The sequence below is a fragment of the Mycobacterium gordonae genome (assembly GCF_017086405.1).
In the GTDB taxonomy this organism is placed as follows: Bacteria; Actinomycetota; Actinomycetes; order Mycobacteriales; family Mycobacteriaceae; genus Mycobacterium; species Mycobacterium gordonae_D.
In genome coordinates this window covers 2,840,076-2,857,629 of sequence record NZ_CP070973.1, presented here as the reverse complement: position 1 = coordinate 2,857,629, position 17,554 = coordinate 2,840,076, and the positions used below count along the sequence as shown (strand labels likewise).

Sequence of the window (17,554 nt, the reverse complement as noted above, 5' to 3'; positions counted from 1 at the left end):
TCTGCCCAGGGGCAGTTCTGCCGACGTTCACCCAGGTCCGGTAAGAAACTCCCCATGAGCGACAATCCGGAACAGGGCGAACCGCCGGGCTTCAGCCGACGCGCACTGATCACGACCGGAGCCGCGGCCGGGGTTCTCGGCGCGGGGATCGGGGTGGGCGGGGCCGCACTGCTGCGATCACGCGGTCCCGGACCCGACGTCTGGTACCAGCCTGCGCGGACCGGAGCGCCGCCCATCGGTGGTCTGCATCTGCAATTCGGCCGCAACGCCGGCACCGACGTGGTGGTCTCCTGGCATACAGTCGACGCCGTCCGCAATCCACGAGTCCTGCTGGGGACACCCAGTTCTGGCTTCGGCACCACGGTGGCGGCCACCACCCGCACATACCGAGACGCGAAGTCCAACATGGAGGTTCGCGTCAACCATGCCCGCCTGACCGGTCTGACACCCGACACCCAGTACATCTACGCCGCGGTGCACGATGGTACCGATCCCCAGCCCGGAACCATCAGAACCGCGCCGCTGGGCCGAAAGGCGCTGCGCTTCACCAGCTTCGGCGACCAATCCACGCCGATGCTGGACCGATCGGTCGACGGCCGTTTCATCAGCGATCACATCGGATCGCCTGCGGCAGGCGATATCCCGGCTGCCATCGAGCGCCTGGAGCCATTGTTCAACCTCGTCAATGGCGACCTGTGCTACGCCAACTTGGCACAGGATCGGATCCGCACGTGGTCGAACTGGTTCACCAACAACAGTCGTTCGGCACGTCACCGGCCCTGGATGCCGGCAGCAGGCAATCACGAGAACGAATTAGGCAATGGGCCAATAGGTTACGGCGCCTACCAGACGTACTTCGAAGTGCCCGATTCGGGCGCCAGCCCGCAGTTGCGGGGCTTGTGGTACTCATTCACGGCCGGTGCAGTGCGGGTCATCAGCCTCAACAATGACGATGTAGCCCTGCAGGACGCCGGCAACTCGTACGTACATGGCTATTCCGGCGGTGAGCAACGGCGTTGGCTGGAGCATGAACTCGCCGACGCGCGACGCGACCCGGGTATCGACTGGCTGGTTATCTGCATGCACCAGACGGCGATATCCACCGCCAAGAAGAACGGCGCAGACCTCGGCATCCGGGAGCAGTGGCTGCCGCTGTTCGACCAGTACCGCGTCGATCTGGTGCTGTGCGGACACGAGCACCATTACGAGCGGTCGCACCCGTTGCGCGGCTCCCTCGGTAACGACACCCGGACCCCGCTGCCCGTCGACACACGTCGCGACGTCATCGACACCACTCGGGGAACGGTTCACCTCGTCATCGGAGGCGGCGGGACGTCGGTGCCAACCAACGCTTTGATGTTCCCCGAACCACGCTGCCAGGTGATCACCGGCGTCGGCCCGTACGATCCCGCGGTTCGACACAAACCGCCCATCTATGTGATGGAGGACGCCCCCTGGTCGGCCTTTCGTGATCGCGACAACCCGTACGGATTCGTGTCATTCGACGTGGACCCAGGTGCACCGGGAGGCAATACATCGATCCACGCGACGTATTACGTGGTGAACGATCCGTTCGGCGAGGTCACCGCGGCAGATCAATTCACGTTGACCAAGCCGCGTGGGGATTAGAACAGCGTCGGTTGCGCCGGGGTAGCCGCCGGGGTGGACGGCGGCTCGGACGGTCGAGGGTCAGTCCCCAGCCGATACTTGGCGATCAGCGGTCTGGCGCGTTCGCGCAGCATGTCGCGGTAGCTCGGTGGCAGATACGCGCCACGGCGATAGAGGTCGCGGTACCGACTGGTCAGCTCGGGGTGGGCACGGGCGAGCCAGGCCATGAACCAGCCGCGGGTGGCGCCGCGCAGGTGCAGTCCGAAGACCGTGACGCTCGTCGCCCCGGCCGCGGCGATCTGCCCGAGCAACCCGTCCAAGTGCTCCCTCGAATCGGTCAGGTGCGGCAGCACCGGCGCGACCATGACATGGCAGCCGAGGCCGGCTTCACGGATGGCCGTGATGAGCGCCAATCGAGCCTGCGGTGTGGGCGTTCCCGGCTCGACGTCGCGATGCAGCGCCGGATCGCCGACCGCCAGGGAGATCGCCACCGACAGCGGAACCTGTCGGGCCGCGTGGGCTATCAGTGTCAGGTCGCGGCGCAGCAGGGTGCCTTTGGTGAGGATGGACATCGGTGTGCCGGAATCGGCGAGGGCGCTGATGATGCCGGGCATCAGCGCGTAGCGGCCCTCGGCGCGCTGGTATGGGTCGGTGTTGGTGCCGAGTGCGACGGTGTCACGCTGCCATGACGGCCGCTTGAGCTCCTGCCGTAGCACCTCGGCAACGTTGGTCTTGACCACGATCTGGGTGTCGAAGTCGGTACCGGTATCGAAGTCGAGGTATTCGTGGGTGGGCCGGGCAAAGCAGTAACGACAGGCGTGTGAGCAGCCACGATAGCCGTTGACCGTGTACCGGAAGGGCAGGGCGGCCGCATTGGGCACCTTGTTCAGCGCCGACTTGCACAACACCTCATGAAACGTCACGCCCTCGAATTGCGGCACCCGTACGCTCTTGACCAGACCTAACCGCTGCAGGCCGGGTAGTGCCCCGTCATCGACAGGTGTGCCGTTGACCGCCACCGCTTGACCTGCCCAGCGCATACCCCCCATTCGAACAAGAGTTCGATGTTGCGTCAAGGGGTGGGCGTGTTGCCGAACGCGCGCAGATGTACCGAATTCGCGGCGTGTCGTTGGCAACACGCGCACGCTCGCCGTTTGAGGGCGCGCGCGCCACCCCACCCCGCGCCCCGAACGCGCTGAACGCGCTGAACGCGCGCAAATGTACCGAATTCGCGGCGTGTCGTTGGCAACACGCGCACGCTCGCCGTTTGAGGGCGCGCGCGCCACCCCACCCGCGCCCCGAACGCGCTGAACGCGCTGAACGCGCTGAACGCGCGCAAATGTACCGAATTCGCGGCGTGTCGTTGGCAACACGCGCACGCTCGCGGGACCGAGCGCCGGGCAAGCCCTCACCCCAGCCGCGAAAGCACCTCAGCGACTACAGATTCCACCGGCACCGACACCTGCTCCCCCGACCCCAGGTCCTTGACGCCGATGGTGCCGCCGTCCAGGTCCCGATCCCCGGCAACCAACGCGATCCGCGCACCGGAGCGGTCGGCTGCGCGCATCGCGCCCTTGAGCCCGCGGTCGCCGTAGGCCAGGTCGACACGCACCCCAGCCCCACGGAGCTCGGCGCCAACCACCGCCAACCGCACTTTGGCCGCCTCACTCAGCGGCACGCCGAACACCTCACACCGTGCCGGGGACGCGACGCTCTTACCCTCGGCGCGCAGCGCCAGCAGCGTCCGGTCCACTCCGAGCCCGAAGCCGATCCCCGAAACATCTTGTCCGCCAAGTTCTTTCATCAGTCCGTCGTACCGGCCGCCACCGCCGATGCCGGACTGCGCGCCCAGCCCGTCGTGCACGAACTCGAAGGTGGTCTTGGTGTAGTAATCCAGGCCGCGGACCATGCGCGGATTGATGACGTAGGGCACCCCCACCGCATCCAGGTGCGAGAGCACCGTGTCGAAATGCTGCTTGGCGGCATCGGAGAGGTGATCGAGCAGCACCGGCGCATCGGCCGTCATCGCCTTCACCTCCGGACGCTTGTCATCGAGCACCCGCAGCGGGTTCAGTCGCGCGCGCTGCCGCGTCTGCTCATCAAGATCGAGACCGAAAAGGAACTCCTGCAACAGTTCCCGGTATTGCGGGCGGCAGCTCTCGTCACCCAGGGAGGTGATCTCCAACCGGAAGCCGGCCAGACCCAACGAACGGAATCCGGCGTCGGCGACGGCGATCACTTCGGCGTCCAGTGCCGGGTCGTCGACGCCGATCGCTTCGACGCCCACCTGCTGCAGCTGGCGGTACCGGCCGGCCTGCGGACGCTCGTAGCGGAAGAACGGGCCGGCGTAACACAACTTCACCGGCAACGCGCCACGGTCCAGCCCGTGCTCGATCACCGCCCGCACCACGCCGGCGGTGCCCTCCGGTCGCAACGTCACCGAGCGGTCGCCACGGTCGGAGAAGGTGTACATCTCCTTGGACACCACATCGGTGGATTCGCCGACTCCGCGGGCGAACAGCGCGGTGTCCTCGAAGATCGGCAGCTCGATGTGGCCGTAGCCGGCTCGCCGGGCGGCGGAGAGCAGCCCGTCGCGAACAGCGACGAACTGCGCGGAATCCGGCGGAACGTAGTCCGGAACCCCCTTGGGAGCAACGAATTCCGTCACGGGCTCAGGCCTTCGATGAATGGGTTGTACCGGCGTTCGGCGCCGATGGTGGTGGAGTTGCCATGTCCGGGTAGTACCACGGTCTTGTCTTCGAGCACCAACAGTTTATTAACGATGGAGCGCAACAGATCGCGGCCGCTGCCGCCGAACAGGTCACTGCGGCCGATGGAACGCTCGAACAACGTGTCGCCGCTGATGACGACGTCCGCCTCGTTCTTCGCGGCCTGCAGGATGCGGAAACACACCGACCCGCGGGTGTGCCCCGGGGTGTGGTCGATGTTGACGGAGATGCCGCCAAGGTCGATCTTGTCGCCGTCGCGGTCCAGCTCGACGACCTGCTTCGGCTCACGGAAGAACGCGCCGGCGAACACCTGCGCCACCCGCGGGCCCATGCCGTAGATGGGGTCCTTGAGCATGAACCGGTCCTCGGGATGGATGTAAGTGGGGCAGCCGAAGGTGTCCGAGACCTTCTGGGCCGACCACATGTGGTCGATGTGGCCGTGGGTGATCAACACCGCTGCCGGCGTGAGCCGGTTCTTGTCGAGGATTTGCCGCAACTGGCCCATCGCGCGCTGGCCGGGGTCGACGATGATGGCATCGGCGCCAGGCCGCTCGGCCAGCACGTAGCAGTTGCACTGCAACAGCCCGGCCGGAAATCCGGTGATCAACACGGTCCCAGTTTTCCATCCCTGAAGCCATGGAATGATAGCGGCCGTGCCGACCAATCAGCAGCGACGTGCGACAGCAAAGCGCAAACTCGAGCGGCAGCTGGAGCGCCGCGCCAAACAGGCCAAGAGGCGCCGCATCCTGACCATCGGCGCGGGCGCGGTCGCCGCGGTGGCGGTGGTGGCCGCCGTGGTGGTCGCCGTCGTCGTCAGCAAGGACGACAACAAGGGCAACCCGTCGGCGTCGACTACCTCGACCAGCGCCGCGCCCAGCTCGTCGGCCGCCGGCCTACCGCCGGTGCAACTCGGCAACGCTGTGCCATTGCCGCCGTTCAAGGCGCCGGCCAACCTCGGCGCCAACTGCCAGTACCCAGCGTCGCCGGACAAAGCCGTCAAGCCCGTCAAGCCGCCGCGGACCGGCAAGGTTCCCACCGAGCCGGCCCAGGTGAGCGTCAGCATGGTGACCACTCAGGGGAACGTGGGCCTACTGCTGGCCAACAACGAATCGCCATGCACGGTGAACAGCTTCGCCAGCCTGACCAACCAGGGCTTCTTCAAGGACACCAAGTGCCACCGCCTGACCACCTCGCCGTCGCTGTCGGTACTGCAGTGCGGCGACCCGAAGGGTGACGGGACCGGCGGCCCGGGCTATCAGTTCGCCAACGAGTACCCCACCGACCAGTACCCGGCCAATGACCCCAAACTCAAGGAACCGGTGATCTATCCGCGCGGCACCGTGGCGATGGCCAACGCCGGACCCAACACCAACAGCAGCCAGTTCTTCCTGGTCTACCGCGATTCCGCATTGCCGCCGGAGTACACGGTGTTCGGCAAGATCCAAGCCGACGGGCTGGCCACTTTGGACAAGATCGCCGCGGCCGGTGTTGCCGGCGGCGGTGAGGACGGCCCGCCCGCCGTGGATGTGACCATCACCTCGATCCTGCTCGACTAACCTGGAGCCCCGGGGGGCGGCGGCGGCTTACCGGGAGGAGATGCGTGGCCGAGAGTTCGTTCGGTCGGTACCAACTGCAGGGGCTGCTGGGACGAGGCGGCATGGGGCAGGTGTATCGCGCCTACGACACTCAGACCGATCGCATCGTCGCCATCAAGCTGCTGCCGCCGAATCTGGCCGAGGACAAGGAGTTCGAGCACCGGTTCCGCCGCGAGGCGCGCACGGCGGCCAGCCTCAACGATCCGCACGTGGTGCCCATCCACAGCTTCGGCGAGATCGACGGGCAACTCTATGTCGACATGCGGCTCGTCGAGGGCCGCGATCTGGGCAAGTTCATCGCCGAGAACGGCGGCCGGCTCAGCCCGGCACAGACCGTCGCGATCATCGAGCAGGCCGCCGCCGCTCTGGACAGCGCACACCAGGTGGGGCTGGTACACCGAGACGTCAAGCCGTCGAACATCCTGGTCGCCAAGGCCCGCAACTTCGTCTACCTGATCGACTTCGGCATCGCGCGCGCCACCACCGACACGGCTCTGACGCAGACCGGGCTGACGATGGGCACGCTGGCCTATCTGGCTCCCGAGCGCTTCCGCGGCATCACGGATCCCCGGGCCGACGTCTATGCCTTGGCCTGCACGCTCTACGAGTGCCTCACCGGCGCGCGGCCCTACCCCGGCGACAGTATCGAAGAGCAGATTTCCGGCCACCTACACGCGCCACCACCGCGCCCGACGGCGATCCGGCACGACATTCCGCCGGGCTTCGACGCGGTGGTAGCGCGCGGGATGGCCAAGGACCCCGAAGCCCGGTACCAGACGGTGACCGAACTCGCCGATGCCGCCCGCGCCGCGTTGGGCGGCGCCGGCCTTGCTCTGCCTCCCCCGCCGCCGGCCGAGGCACACACGGGGTTAGCGCCGTCAACCCTCCCAACCCGCCCGATGTGCCGGCGGGCGGGGAAGGCAGCAGCCGGGCCATGTTGATCTGGACCGTCGCGGGCTCGGGGCTGGCGTTATTACTGGTGGCCGCGTTGGTGGCGTTATTTTCCGGAAGCGACGACCACGGCTCGAACACACCGACGACCCGCACGACGACGTCGAGCACCAGTCGGGCGCCCGACACTGCCACGGAGACAACCACCGATGTGAACGACAAGACCGGCGTCGAGCAGACCGAGACGGTCGAGACGACGACAGAGCCGGGATCACCCTAGCCACGGCGGGTGTGATGAATTCCTGGTGTCGGCGGCGCTGCCGGTTCCGTCCTCGACCTGTGCGAATTCACTGATAATCGAATTCAAACGCATTTGACCTTCGTCGGCAGAATTCCTGATCGGAATGGCTGCAGTCCCCTTGTTTCGCGCTCAACCGCGCATCGTAAGAAACTCAACCAGACGCCATCGGGCGGATATCGGATTTCGCATGACATCAGGCTGGCGTGGTCGCCCGACGGCGACGGCGGCTGAGGCGGCGCCGGCAAACCGGCGAGGCCGGCGCATGGCCCCCTTGCCAACGCGCGGCGTCACTCGCGACGTCTCTTCGGAACGTACCTGTCGCCGCAATTGAGTTGAATTCTTTGTTCGAAATGAATTCAGAATTCGCCGGGTGCGGACCATTAGTTAAGGAATCAGTTAGATGGCGCCATATGCACCGGTCGAGCCGCTCGCCGCACCTAATGTGCTTGCGTACACATTTGATGAGCCGTCGCCGCGCGTATCGCGCGCCAGATCAACGGGTGGGTGTTGGCCGTGTCGTGGATGAACGTTGCACCCGAGGTCCTGGCTTCGACGGCAACGGATTTGGCCAAGATTGGCACGGCCATCAGCGCGGCGAGCGCGTCAGCGGCCTCCCCCACCGTGGCGGTACTGCCGGCGGCCGCCGACGAGGTTTCGGCCGCTATCTCAGCGGTGTTCGGCCAGCACGCCGGGGATTTTCAGCATTTGAGCCGGCAGTTGGTGGCCTGGCAAGACCGGTGCGCGGGGACACTGAGCGCCGCGGCCGATTCCTATGCCCAGGCCGAACTGGCCAATATCGAACAGCTGCTGCTCAACGCGGTTAACGCGCCCACGCAGGCATTGCTGGGCCGGCCCTGATCGGTAACGGCGCAGACGGAACCGCCCCCGGACAGTCCGGAGGAGCGGGCGGCCTGCTGTACGGCAATGGCGGCAACGGCGCGGCCGGGACCAATTCCGGAGTCGCCGGCGGCGCCGGCGGCGCGGCGGGGTTGTTCGGAACCGGCGGCAACGGTGGCGCGGGCGGAGCCAGTGCGGCCGGGGGTGCCGGCGGCAACGGCGGGTGGTTGATGGGCAGCGGCGGCAACGGCGGCGCTGGCGGTACGGCGGGCGGCGCCGGCGGGTACGGCGGTCGCGCGTGGTTGTGGGGCAACGGCGGGGCCGGCGCGATTGGCGGCAACGGCAGCATCGCGGTCGTCGGCGGCTCCGGTGGCACCGGCGGGCAAGCCGGCTGGCTGTTCGGCACCGGCGGTGACGGCGGCATCGGCGGCGCGGCCGGCGGCGCCGGGGGCGCCGGGGGCCACGCCTGGATCCTCGGCGACGGCGGCGCGGGCGGCGCCGGAGGCACCGGACTGGCCGGCGCGGGTGGTCGCGGGGGGTTGGGTGGCCACGGCGGGTTGCTGATCGGTGACGGCGGCGACGGTGGGCTCGGCGGAGCCGGGCTCGGCGCCGGCAGCGCCGGCGGCGCCGGCGGCAACGGCGGGAGCGCCGGACTGATCGGCGGCGGCGGGGTCGGCGGGGCCGGTGGCGACGGGCACGCCGGCAAGGCGGGTCTGTCCGCGACGGCTGCCGGTGATGCCGGCGCCTCGGGTGGAGCGGGCGGCGACGGCGGTAACGGCGGAACAGGCGGTGCGGCCGGCCGCCTATTCGGCAAGGCAGGCGCCGGCGGAAACGGCGGCGTCGGCGGCGTGGGAGGTACCGCCGGCGCGGGCGCAAACGGGGTGGCCGCAGCAGCGCTGAGCGGCGCTGACGGCGGCCCCGGCGGCGCCGGCGGATCGGGTGGCGCGGGCGGGGCAGGTGGAATCGGCGGCGACGGCGGCGCCGGCGGCCTCACCGGTCGCCCCGGCAATCACGGCGTGGCCGGCAGCGGCGGTGCGGGCGGTGCGGGCGGGGCCGGTGGTCACGGCGGCGACGGCGCCGCGGGCGCCAACGGCGCCGATGCCGCCCCCAGCAACAGAGGTGGCGATGGTCGGGACGGAGGTGCCGGCGGCGCGGGCGGCAAGGGCGGTAACGGTGGCGCCGGCGGTGCCACGCCGGGAGGCAGCGCCGGCGTCCAGGGTGCCGGCGGTGCCGGCGGCAACGGCGGAACCGGAGCGGCCGGCGGTGACGGCGGGCGTGGTGGAGACTCGGCCACCATTTCGGGACCGGGCGGCGATGGCGGCCGCGGCGGCAATCCCGGGGCAGGTGGCGCGGGTGGACTCGGCGGCTCGGGTTCCACCCCGGGTACCAGGGGTGTGGACGGCAGTGCCGCCACCACCGGTGGAAATGGGGGCGCCGGAGGCAGCGGCGGCGGCGGCCTGCAATTCGGCGATGTGAGCACGCCCGGCGGAGTCGGGGGCAACGGTGGCGACGGCGGTTTGGTGGGCAATGGCGGGGCCGGGGGTAACGGCGGTTCCGGCGCCGACGCCAACGAGGGCGCCGCGGGCGTCGGATCCGGCGCGAAAGGTCTGGTCGGCATTGCCGGCGCTGCCGGCGGTGACGGTGGCACCGGCGGCAACGGCGGAGCACTGGCCGGCAACGGCGGTATCGGCGGCAACGGTGGGGCCGGTGGCAACGGAGGCACCGGTGGGCCGGGAGCCAACGGAGCCGACGGCGTCACCCCGGGCTCCGACGGAAGCATGGGCGGCGACGGCGGCAAAGGCGGTGCCGGCGGAGCGGGCGGCAAGGGTGGTGCCGGCGGCGCAGCGCCAGCGGGCAAAGCCGGAAATCAGGGCCTCGGTGGGGCCGGCGGCCAGGGCGGAAGCGGCGGCGTCGCCGGCAATGGCGGCAAAGGCCAAACCGGAGCCCAGGGCATCAACAACGGCGTGGGTGGTAACGGCGGCCACGGCGGCAATCCCGGACAGGGCGGCAACGGCGGAGCCGGCGGCCAAGGATCCACCCCCGGCGCGAACGGCGCAACCGGCGCCGCCGTCGGCACCGGCGGCAATGGTGGCGACGGCGGCCAAGGGGCAGCCGCCACCACGGCAGGTGGCACCGGTGCGGCAGGTGGTAACGGCGGCGATGGCGGATTGGTGGGCAACGGCGGTAAGGGCGGCACCGGCGGCACCGGCGGCCTCGGCGTGGCGTCGAACAATCCAGGCATCGCTGGTAGCCCCGGTGGGATCGGCGGGGACGGCGGCACCGGTGGCCGGGGTGGCTCCTGGGCCGGTGACGGCGGCGCGGGCGGCACCGGCGGCATCGGCGGCACCGGCGGAACCGGCGCCGCGGGCACCAACGGCGGCATCGGGTCACCGTCCGGCGGCACCGGCGGCGAAGGCGGCCCCGGCAGCATCGGCGGCACCGGCGGCAAGGGCGGCAATGGCGGGGCGGGCGGGGCGGCTCCGGCCGGAAAGGCCGGGATTCAGGGCGCCGGCGGTGCGGGCGGCACCGGCGGCACCGGCGGCAACGGGGGCAACGGGGGCAACGGCGGACCCGGCGCGGGCGTCACCATCAACACCCCTCCGAACGGCAACGGCGGCACCGGTGGTCGCGGCGGCGACGCCGGAGTCGGCGGCAACGGTGGACTCGGCGGCGCCGGCTCGAGCACGGGCGCTACCGGCGCGACCGGTAGCCGCGGCCACGGCGGCAACGGCGGTGACGGCGGGCCCGGTGGCGACGGAGTCACCATCTTCTATCCCTCGCCTGGCAACGGTGGCGACGGCGGTGCCGGCGGCAGCGGCGACATCGGCGGCCACGGCGGCACCGGCGGCACGGCGGCACCGGCGTCCAGAACTACGTCGGCGGCAAGGGCGGACGCGGCGGCAACGGGGGCACGGGTGACACCAAAGGCGGCAATGGCGGCGCCGGTGGCACCGGCGGCAAAGGCTCTGACGGAAGTTCCGGGATATTCGGCTTTCCCGGAGTCGACGGAGGCGAAGGCGGTAGGGGCGGTAATGGCGGCGGCAAGATTGTCAACGGATCGCTGGTCTTGGGACACCCCGGTTCCGGGGGCTTTGCCGGCAACCCTCCCACTGGAATCGGCGGGATCTTCGGCGGCACCGGTGGCGCCGGAGGTAAAGGCGGCGCCGGCGCCTGACCAGACTCAGGACGCCGACGTCACCCGGTAGACGTCGTACACGCCCTCGACATTGCGCACCACATTCAGCAGGTGCCCGAGATGCTTCGGGTCGCCCATCTCGAAGGTGAACCGGCTGATGGCCACTCGGTCACCCGACGTGGTGACCGACGCCGACAGGATGTTCACCTTCTCGTCGGCCAGCACCCGGGTGATGTCCGACAGCAGCCGGTGCCGGTCGAGCGCCTCGACCTGGATCGCCACCAGGAATACCGAGGACGCCGACGGCGCCCACAGCACCTCAATGATGCGCTCGGCCTGCTGCTGCAGCGATGCCGCGTTAGTGCAGTCGGTGCGGTGCACACTGACACCGCCGCCGCGGGTGACGAACCCCATGATCTGGTCGCCGGGCACCGGCGTGCAGCACTTGGCCAGCTTGGTCAGCACACCGGGGGCACCGGGCACCGACACCCCGACATCCTCGGTGCTGCGGGGACGGCGCAGCATGGTCGTCGGAGTGGACCGCTCGGCCAGCTCCTCCTCGGCCTGATCGATACCGCCGAGTTCGGCCAGCAGCCGCTGCACCACGTGGCGGGCCGAGACGTGGCCCTCCCCGATCGCGGTATACATCGCCGACACGTCGGTGTAGTGCAGCTCGCGGGCCACCGCGGCCATCGACTCACCGTTTACCAAGCGCTGCAAGGGAAGTCCGCCCCGGCGTACTTCGCGGGCCATAACGTCCTTGCCGGCCTCCAGCGCCTCCTCGCGGCGCTCCTTGGCGAACCACTGCCGAATCTTGGTCTTAGCCCGCGGCGACACCACGAACTGCTGCCAGTCCCGCGACGGCCCGGCGGTCTGGGCCTTCGAGGTGAAAACCTCGACGACTTCGCCGTTTTCGAGCTTGCGTTCCAGCGCGACCAGTCGTCCGTTGACCCTGGCGCCGATGCAGCGATGGCCGACTTCGGTGTGCACGGCGTAGGCGAAGTCCACCGGCGTGGACCCGGTCGGCAGCGTAAAGACGTCACCCTTGGGCGAGAACACGAAAATCTCTTGCACCGCAAGGTCGTAACGCAATGACTCGAGGAACTCGCCGGGGTCGGCGGCCTCCCGTTGCCAGTCGAGCAGCTGACGCATCCAGGCCATGTCGTCGATCTCGGCGGCGGCATGGGGATGCGGAACGCCGTTGCGGCCCTTGGCTTCCTTGTAGCGCCAATGCGCAGCAATGCCGAACTCGGCCGTCTTGTGCATGTCGCGGGTGCGGATCTGCACCTCCAGCGGCTTGCCCTCCGGCCCGACAACCGTGGTATGCAGCGATTGGTACACGCCGTACCGGGGCTGGGCGATGTAGTCCTTGAACCGCCCTGCCATCGGCTGCCACAGCGAATGCACCACGCCCACCGCGGCATAACAGTCGCGGATCTCGTCGCACAGAATCCGAATGCCGACTAGGTCGTGAATGTCGTCGAAGTCGCGGCCCTTGACGATCATCTTCTGGTAGATCGACCAGTAGTGCTTGGGCCGGCCTTCCACCGTCGCCTTGATCTTCGACCCGGTCAAGGTGTTGGTGATCTCGGTGCGGACCTTGGCCAGGTACGTGTCCCGGGACGGCGCGCGACCGGCGACCAGCCGAACGATCTCTTCGTACTTCTTGGGGTGCAGGATCGCGAACGACAGATCCTCCAGCTCCCACTTGACACTGGCCATACCGAGGCGGTGTGCAAGGGGCGCAATGACTTCCAGCGTCTCGCGGGCCTTGCGCGCCTGCTTCTCCGGCGGTAGGAAACGCATGGTGCGCATGTTGTGCAGCCGGTCGGCCACCTTGATCACCAGCACCCGCGGGTCACGGGCCATCGCGGTGATCATCTTGCGGATCGTCTCGCCCTCGGCCGCGCTGCCCAACACGACCCGGTCCAGCTTGGTCACGCCGTCGACGAGGTGGCCCACCTCTTCGCCGAAGTCCTCGGAGAGTTGCTCAAGGCTATAACCGGTGTCCTCGACGGTGTCGTGCAACAGGGCGGCCACCAACGTCGTAGTGTCCATGCCCAACTCGGCGAGGATGTTGGCGACGGCCAACGGATGGGTGATGTACGGGTCGCCGGAATGCCGGAACTGGGTGGCGTGTCGTTGGTCGGCGACCTCGTAGGCCCGCTGCAGGATCGCCAGATCCGCCTTCGGATAGACCTCCCGGTGCACCGCCACCAACGGCTCGAGCACCGGGTTGATGGCGCCGCTGCGTGCGGTCATCCGCCGCGCGAGGCGCGCACGGACGCGGCGGGATGCGCTGGTGGTGGTCTTGAGCGGCTCTACCGGGGGCTCGGGGATCTCCGCGACGGGCAGCGGTTCGGTCGGTGGCGCGGCAGCTTGCAGCGTGCTCTGGTCTTCCGCCACGTCAGTCACCTCCGCCTAGAGGATATCTGGTCCGCCGGGGTGGTTCGGTTTTCCGGTGCTCTCGTCCGGGCGGGCCTCATGGTGGGGACGGCCGATGGTGCGACGATCTTGTTTCATCTCGGATTCGAACAGGTGCCGCACACCCCCCTGCAGCGCGTCGCGGACTTGGCGCTCATGGTCGCGCAGCACCGACCAGTAATCATCGTCGAACTCCTCGACGATCTGGAACGTCCATCGGCCCGGCAGCACGTTGCGGCCCACCATCTCGGTCTCCAGTCGCCGTGCGATGTCATCGTGTCCAGCGGCACGCAGCTTCTCGCAGGCTTCGCCGAGCAGGAGGTCTGCGCGTCCCATCAGCTGGTGAAACGAATACAGATGGCCGCGCGCGCGTTCCACCCATTCCAGCGCCTCGGTCACGGCTCCGACGGCCTCGACCGTCTCATCACGCACCCCGGTGCGGCGGCGTCGTCCATCACCTGCGTCGTCGTCGCTCATCGGCAGTCCTTTGTGATGATTGCCACAGCCCGGTCGGTTCAAAAAAGTGGGTCGCGCCCTCGGCCTGCGCAGCCCTGTCAAGCAGAAGCTAGGCGCGGCTGAGACTGTGCACCGTCAGCGGCGCGATCGCGCCCCGCCCGCCCAACGCCTCCAGTTCGACGAGCACCGCGGCGCCGGTGACGTTCGCACCGACCCGCTCGAGCAGTCGGTTGGCCGCGCTCAACGTGCCGCCAGTGGCCAGTACGTCGTCGATGAGCATGACGTTGCGCCCAGTCAGGTAGAGACTGTCCGCCGGGATCTCCATGGTCGCCGTGCCGTATTCCATCTGGTAGTCCTCGCTCAAGACCGGCGGCGGCAGCTTGCCACTCTTGCGAATGGACAGCAGACCGGTGCCCAGCCGGGAGGCGAGGGCGGCGGCTACCACGGCTCCCCGCGACTCGATGCCGACCACCAAATCCGCGCCGTCCGCAACGTCGGCCAACGCGTCGATCACCGCGGACATGGCCTCGCTGTCGGCGAAGAGCTGGGTGAGGTCCTTGAACTGAATGCCCGGTGTCGGGAAGTCTGCGACGTCCCGCGTCAAGGACGCGATCACGTCGGCAACGGGCGCCCTGCCCCTCATGTTGGTCACTGCATCAACGCCCATCGGTCCATGTTCCAACCCGCTCCCCAACGAGTGGGATTCTTGCTTACGGCATACATCTTCTTAGACATCAGCAACGTCCGCTGCTGCCGATACAACGGCAACGTCGGCATATCTCCCCACAGTACCGGTGCGCCCTCGGCGAGCAATCTGACGCGCTCGGCGGGGTCCGCGGAGACTGCCAGCGCGTTGATGATTCCGTCCACCTGCGGGTTTGCATAGCCCGACAAGTTGTTTCCGTTGCCGCTGTGCAGGTCGTAGGCATCCATCGACGACGATCCGGTGGACCCGCTGCCACTGGCTCCGCCGGTGCTGGCCAGCAGCACGTCGATCTTTCCGTCCCGCAGCGCCTGCGGTCCGGATGTGTCCAACGTTACATTGAGAACGGTGATTCCGGCCGGCGCGCAAGTGGTGGCGATGGATCCGACGGTGGCGGCCAGCCGCGCGTTGGGCCCGCGGTAACCGATTCGTACCGTCAGCGCACCCTGGTTCAGCGCGGCACGTGCCGCGTTCGGATCGGCCTTGTTGAATTGCGCGGCCTCGGTGGCGCCCTCGGCCGCGGACAACGAATCCTCGGCCGCCGGGGACAGTCGCGAGTTGGCGATCGGCACGCCGGCGTCGCGGGCGATCGTGTCCCGCGGTGTGCACAACGCGAATGCGTGCCGGGCGGCGCTTGTCGCAAGCGGACCCTGCGGGGCAAAGATCAGCTGTTCGATGCCGGCCGAGGGCGCATCGGCACGCTCGTAGTTGTCCGGGGTAGCCAACGCGCCGGATGATCCGGCCGCCACGTCGACCACGTCGACGCTGCGGTTGTTCACCCGGTCCTGGATGTCGCCACCCAGCGGCCACACCGTGATCCGCTTGGTAATCGGCTTGGCGCCCCACCAGCGATCGTTGGCCACCAGCACCACCGCGCCGCCGTCCAGCACCCGCTCGATCTTGTACGGTCCGGACGACGGGAAACGCTTGAGATCAATCCCTGGCTTGAGGTCCCAGGCGCTGTTCCACACCTTCGCCACCTGCTCGGCCACCGCGCCCTTGTTGGTCAACAGCGCGGTGGTGATATCGGTGCCGAGGGTGTCGGAGATGACGTGCGACGGCATCATCGACGTCGCGGTGAACAGCTGGGTGTAATCGACGACGCCACGGTCCGGAATGAACGACACCCGGGCCTTCTTCTGGCCGGGTGTGCACTCGATGTTGGCGATGTCGACGAAGCCGGCCTGGGTGGCGGCGTCGAAACCGCCGAAGCGCCCGGACTGGGCCGCCCAGGCCAGCACCAGGTCGTCACACGTCACCGGCTTGCCGTCGGAATAGATCGCGTTGTCCGCGATCTGGTAGTCGAGGACCAGGGGCGATCCGCCCACCACCGAGACGGTGCCGAAGTCATGGTCGGCGACGACCTGCCCGTCTGGTCCGTGGTAGCCGAACCCGGTCAGGGTGCGGGCGAACGCCTGGGCACCGGCAGAGGCGGCGCCGATCACGGTGTTCGTGTTGTAGGTGGTCAGGACGCCGTCCACCACATAGTCGACCTGCCCCGCGGCGCTGCCCGAGCATGCGGTCAGGGTGGAGGCCGCCAGCACTGCCGCCACGCCAGCGGCCAGCAGGGCGGCACTCCGGCGGCACCAGGTGGACATGCGACCTACCGCTTGCCGGCGTTTCGCTTGCCGGTGGGCCGCCGCGCGCTGGTCGGACGCGCCGGCCGCGCCCCGGGCGCCGGCTTGTTGGTGACCGCGGGTTTGCTCACGGCGACGGCCTCGGTCACCTCATCCGTCGTAGCGTCGGAGTCCTCCTCGGCGTCCGGGTCGGTGGCTTCGTCCTTGGCCGCCGGCTTCTCGGCCGCCGTCCCAGGACTGCGTCGCCTGAGCACCCGACGGGTGTGAGTGCGCACCAACTCGGTGCGCTCTCGCAGCGTGACCAACAGCGGGGTGGCGAAGAATATCGACGAGTAGGTGCCGACGATGATGCCGATCAACTGCACCAACGCCAGGTCCTTCAACGTGCCGACGCCTAGCAGCCAGACCGCGACGACCATCAGCGCGACCACCGGCAACACCGAGATCAGGCTGGTGTTGATCGACCGCATGAACGTCTGGTTGACGGCCAGGTTGGCCTGCTCGGCGAAGGTGCGCCGGGTGGTGTGCTGGAAACCGTGCGTGTTCTCTTCGACCTTGTCGAACACGATGACGGTGTCATAGAGGGAGAAGCCGAGGATGGTCAGCAATCCGATCACCGTGGCCGGCGTGACTTCGAAGCCCACCAGCGCATAGACGCCGGCGGTGACCGTCAGGTCGAAGATCATGGCCGCCAGTGCCGACAGCGTCATATAGCGCTCGTAGCGGATGGTGATGTAGACGGCGACCAGCACCAGGAACACCACCAGCGCGATCACCGCCTTCGTGGTGATCTGACCGCCCCAGGTTTCCGACACCGCCGCGTCACTGATCGCCTTCTTGCTGGGATTGCCGTCGGCCCCCTTGGGGTGGAACGCGTCGAATAGGGCGTTGCGCAGCTTCTCGGTCTGCTCGTTGGACAAGGTTTCCGAACGAATCTGCACGGTGGCCGACGAACCCTTGCCGACGGTGACCACGGACTCGGGATCCTTGCCGATCGTCTTGTGGAAGACGTCTTCGACCTGGTTGACCTGGATCGTGCCCGCCGAGCCGGTTGACGGCATCGAAACGGTGGTGCCGCCCTTGAAATCGATTCCGAAGGTGAACCCACGGATCACGATCGCCAGCACGGCGATGGCCATGATCGCTCCGCTGACGCCGTACCACAGTCTGCGACGCCCGACCACCTCGAACGCCCCGGTGCCGGTGTACAGGCGGGACAGGAAACTGTGTTGGGGCCCTGCGGTTTTCGAGTCGACGTCGGCTTCGACGATCTTGGTCTCGGGCTTGGACGCCATGG

The 17,554-nt window shown here is 68.5% G+C and carries 11 protein-coding genes and 2 pseudogenes; 5 read left to right on the top strand and 8 right to left on the bottom strand.

All coding sequences use genetic code 11. The features are described from left to right. Positions 1-54: 54 nt before the first annotated feature. Entirely contained in the window at positions 55-1,629 is a 1,575-nt protein-coding gene (locus JX552_RS12285) for a purple acid phosphatase family protein (RefSeq protein ID WP_205877666.1), read from the top strand. Here the strand turns inward: JX552_RS12285 and JX552_RS12280 are convergent. The 3 genes from JX552_RS12280 to JX552_RS12270 form a co-directional block, all read right to left on the bottom strand. Further along, positions 1,626-2,648: an Rv2578c family radical SAM protein gene (locus JX552_RS12280; RefSeq protein WP_205878390.1), complete on the bottom strand. Its 1,023-nt coding sequence runs from the start codon at positions 2,646-2,648 to the stop codon at positions 1,626-1,628. The two genes, JX552_RS12285 and JX552_RS12280, sit on opposite strands and share 4 nt — an antisense overlap. A gap of 368 nt (positions 2,649-3,016) precedes the next feature. Further along, positions 3,017-4,276, bottom strand: a complete 1,260-nt coding sequence (hisS, locus tag JX552_RS12275) for a histidine--tRNA ligase (RefSeq protein ID WP_205877665.1) — start codon at positions 4,274-4,276, stop codon at positions 3,017-3,019. After that, positions 4,273-4,947 (bottom strand): MBL fold metallo-hydrolase, encoded by a 675-nt coding sequence (locus tag JX552_RS12270; protein WP_205877664.1) that lies wholly within the window; start codon positions 4,945-4,947, stop codon positions 4,273-4,275. Before JX552_RS12270 ends, hisS begins: the two co-directional genes overlap by 4 nt. A gap of 43 nt (positions 4,948-4,990) precedes the next feature. Here JX552_RS12270 and JX552_RS12265 point away from each other — a divergent pair, with 43 nt between their 5' ends. The 4 genes and pseudogenes from JX552_RS12265 (at position 4,991) to JX552_RS33310 (ending at position 11,167) form a co-directional block, all read left to right on the top strand. Continuing rightward, on the top strand, positions 4,991-5,893 hold the full coding sequence (locus JX552_RS12265; protein ID WP_205877663.1) for a peptidylprolyl isomerase: 903 nt from the start codon (positions 4,991-4,993) through the stop codon (positions 5,891-5,893). Positions 5,894-5,937: 44 nt separating this feature from the next. Next, a pseudogene (locus JX552_RS12260) lies at positions 5,938-6,747 on the top strand (serine/threonine-protein kinase); the annotation flags it as partial. 119 nt (positions 6,748-6,866) lie between these two features. Continuing rightward, entirely contained in the window at positions 6,867-7,103 is a 237-nt protein-coding gene (locus JX552_RS12255) for a hypothetical protein (protein WP_205877661.1), read from the top strand. 534 nt (positions 7,104-7,637) lie between these two features. Further along, positions 7,638-11,167: pseudogene (locus JX552_RS33310) on the top strand (PE family protein). On the opposite strand, the gene JX552_RS12245 reads toward JX552_RS33310, so the two are convergent. The 5 genes from JX552_RS12245 to secF form a co-directional block, all read right to left on the bottom strand. Then, positions 11,143-13,503, bottom strand: coding sequence for a RelA/SpoT family protein (locus JX552_RS12245; RefSeq protein ID WP_205878389.1), 2,361 nt, complete (start codon positions 13,501-13,503; stop codon positions 11,143-11,145). The pseudogene JX552_RS33310 and the gene JX552_RS12245 sit on opposite strands and share 25 nt — an antisense overlap. 15 nt (positions 13,504-13,518) lie before the next feature. Continuing rightward, entirely contained in the window at positions 13,519-13,998 is a 480-nt protein-coding gene (locus JX552_RS12240; protein WP_205877660.1) for a hypothetical protein, read from the bottom strand. An 88-nt stretch (positions 13,999-14,086) separates the two neighbouring features. Further along, positions 14,087-14,644 (bottom strand): adenine phosphoribosyltransferase, encoded by a 558-nt coding sequence (locus tag JX552_RS12235; RefSeq protein ID WP_205877659.1) that lies wholly within the window; start codon positions 14,642-14,644, stop codon positions 14,087-14,089. Then, complete coding sequence (locus JX552_RS12230) at positions 14,626-16,278, bottom strand: ABC transporter substrate-binding protein (protein ID WP_205877658.1); 1,653 nt, start codon at positions 16,276-16,278, stop codon at positions 14,626-14,628. Before JX552_RS12230 ends, JX552_RS12235 begins: the two co-directional genes overlap by 19 nt. A gap of 5 nt (positions 16,279-16,283) precedes the next feature. Beyond that, on the bottom strand, positions 16,284-17,552 hold the full coding sequence (gene secF, locus JX552_RS12225; protein WP_205877657.1) for a protein translocase subunit SecF: 1,269 nt from the start codon (positions 17,550-17,552) through the stop codon (positions 16,284-16,286). Between the last annotated feature and the right edge of the window lie 2 nt (positions 17,553-17,554).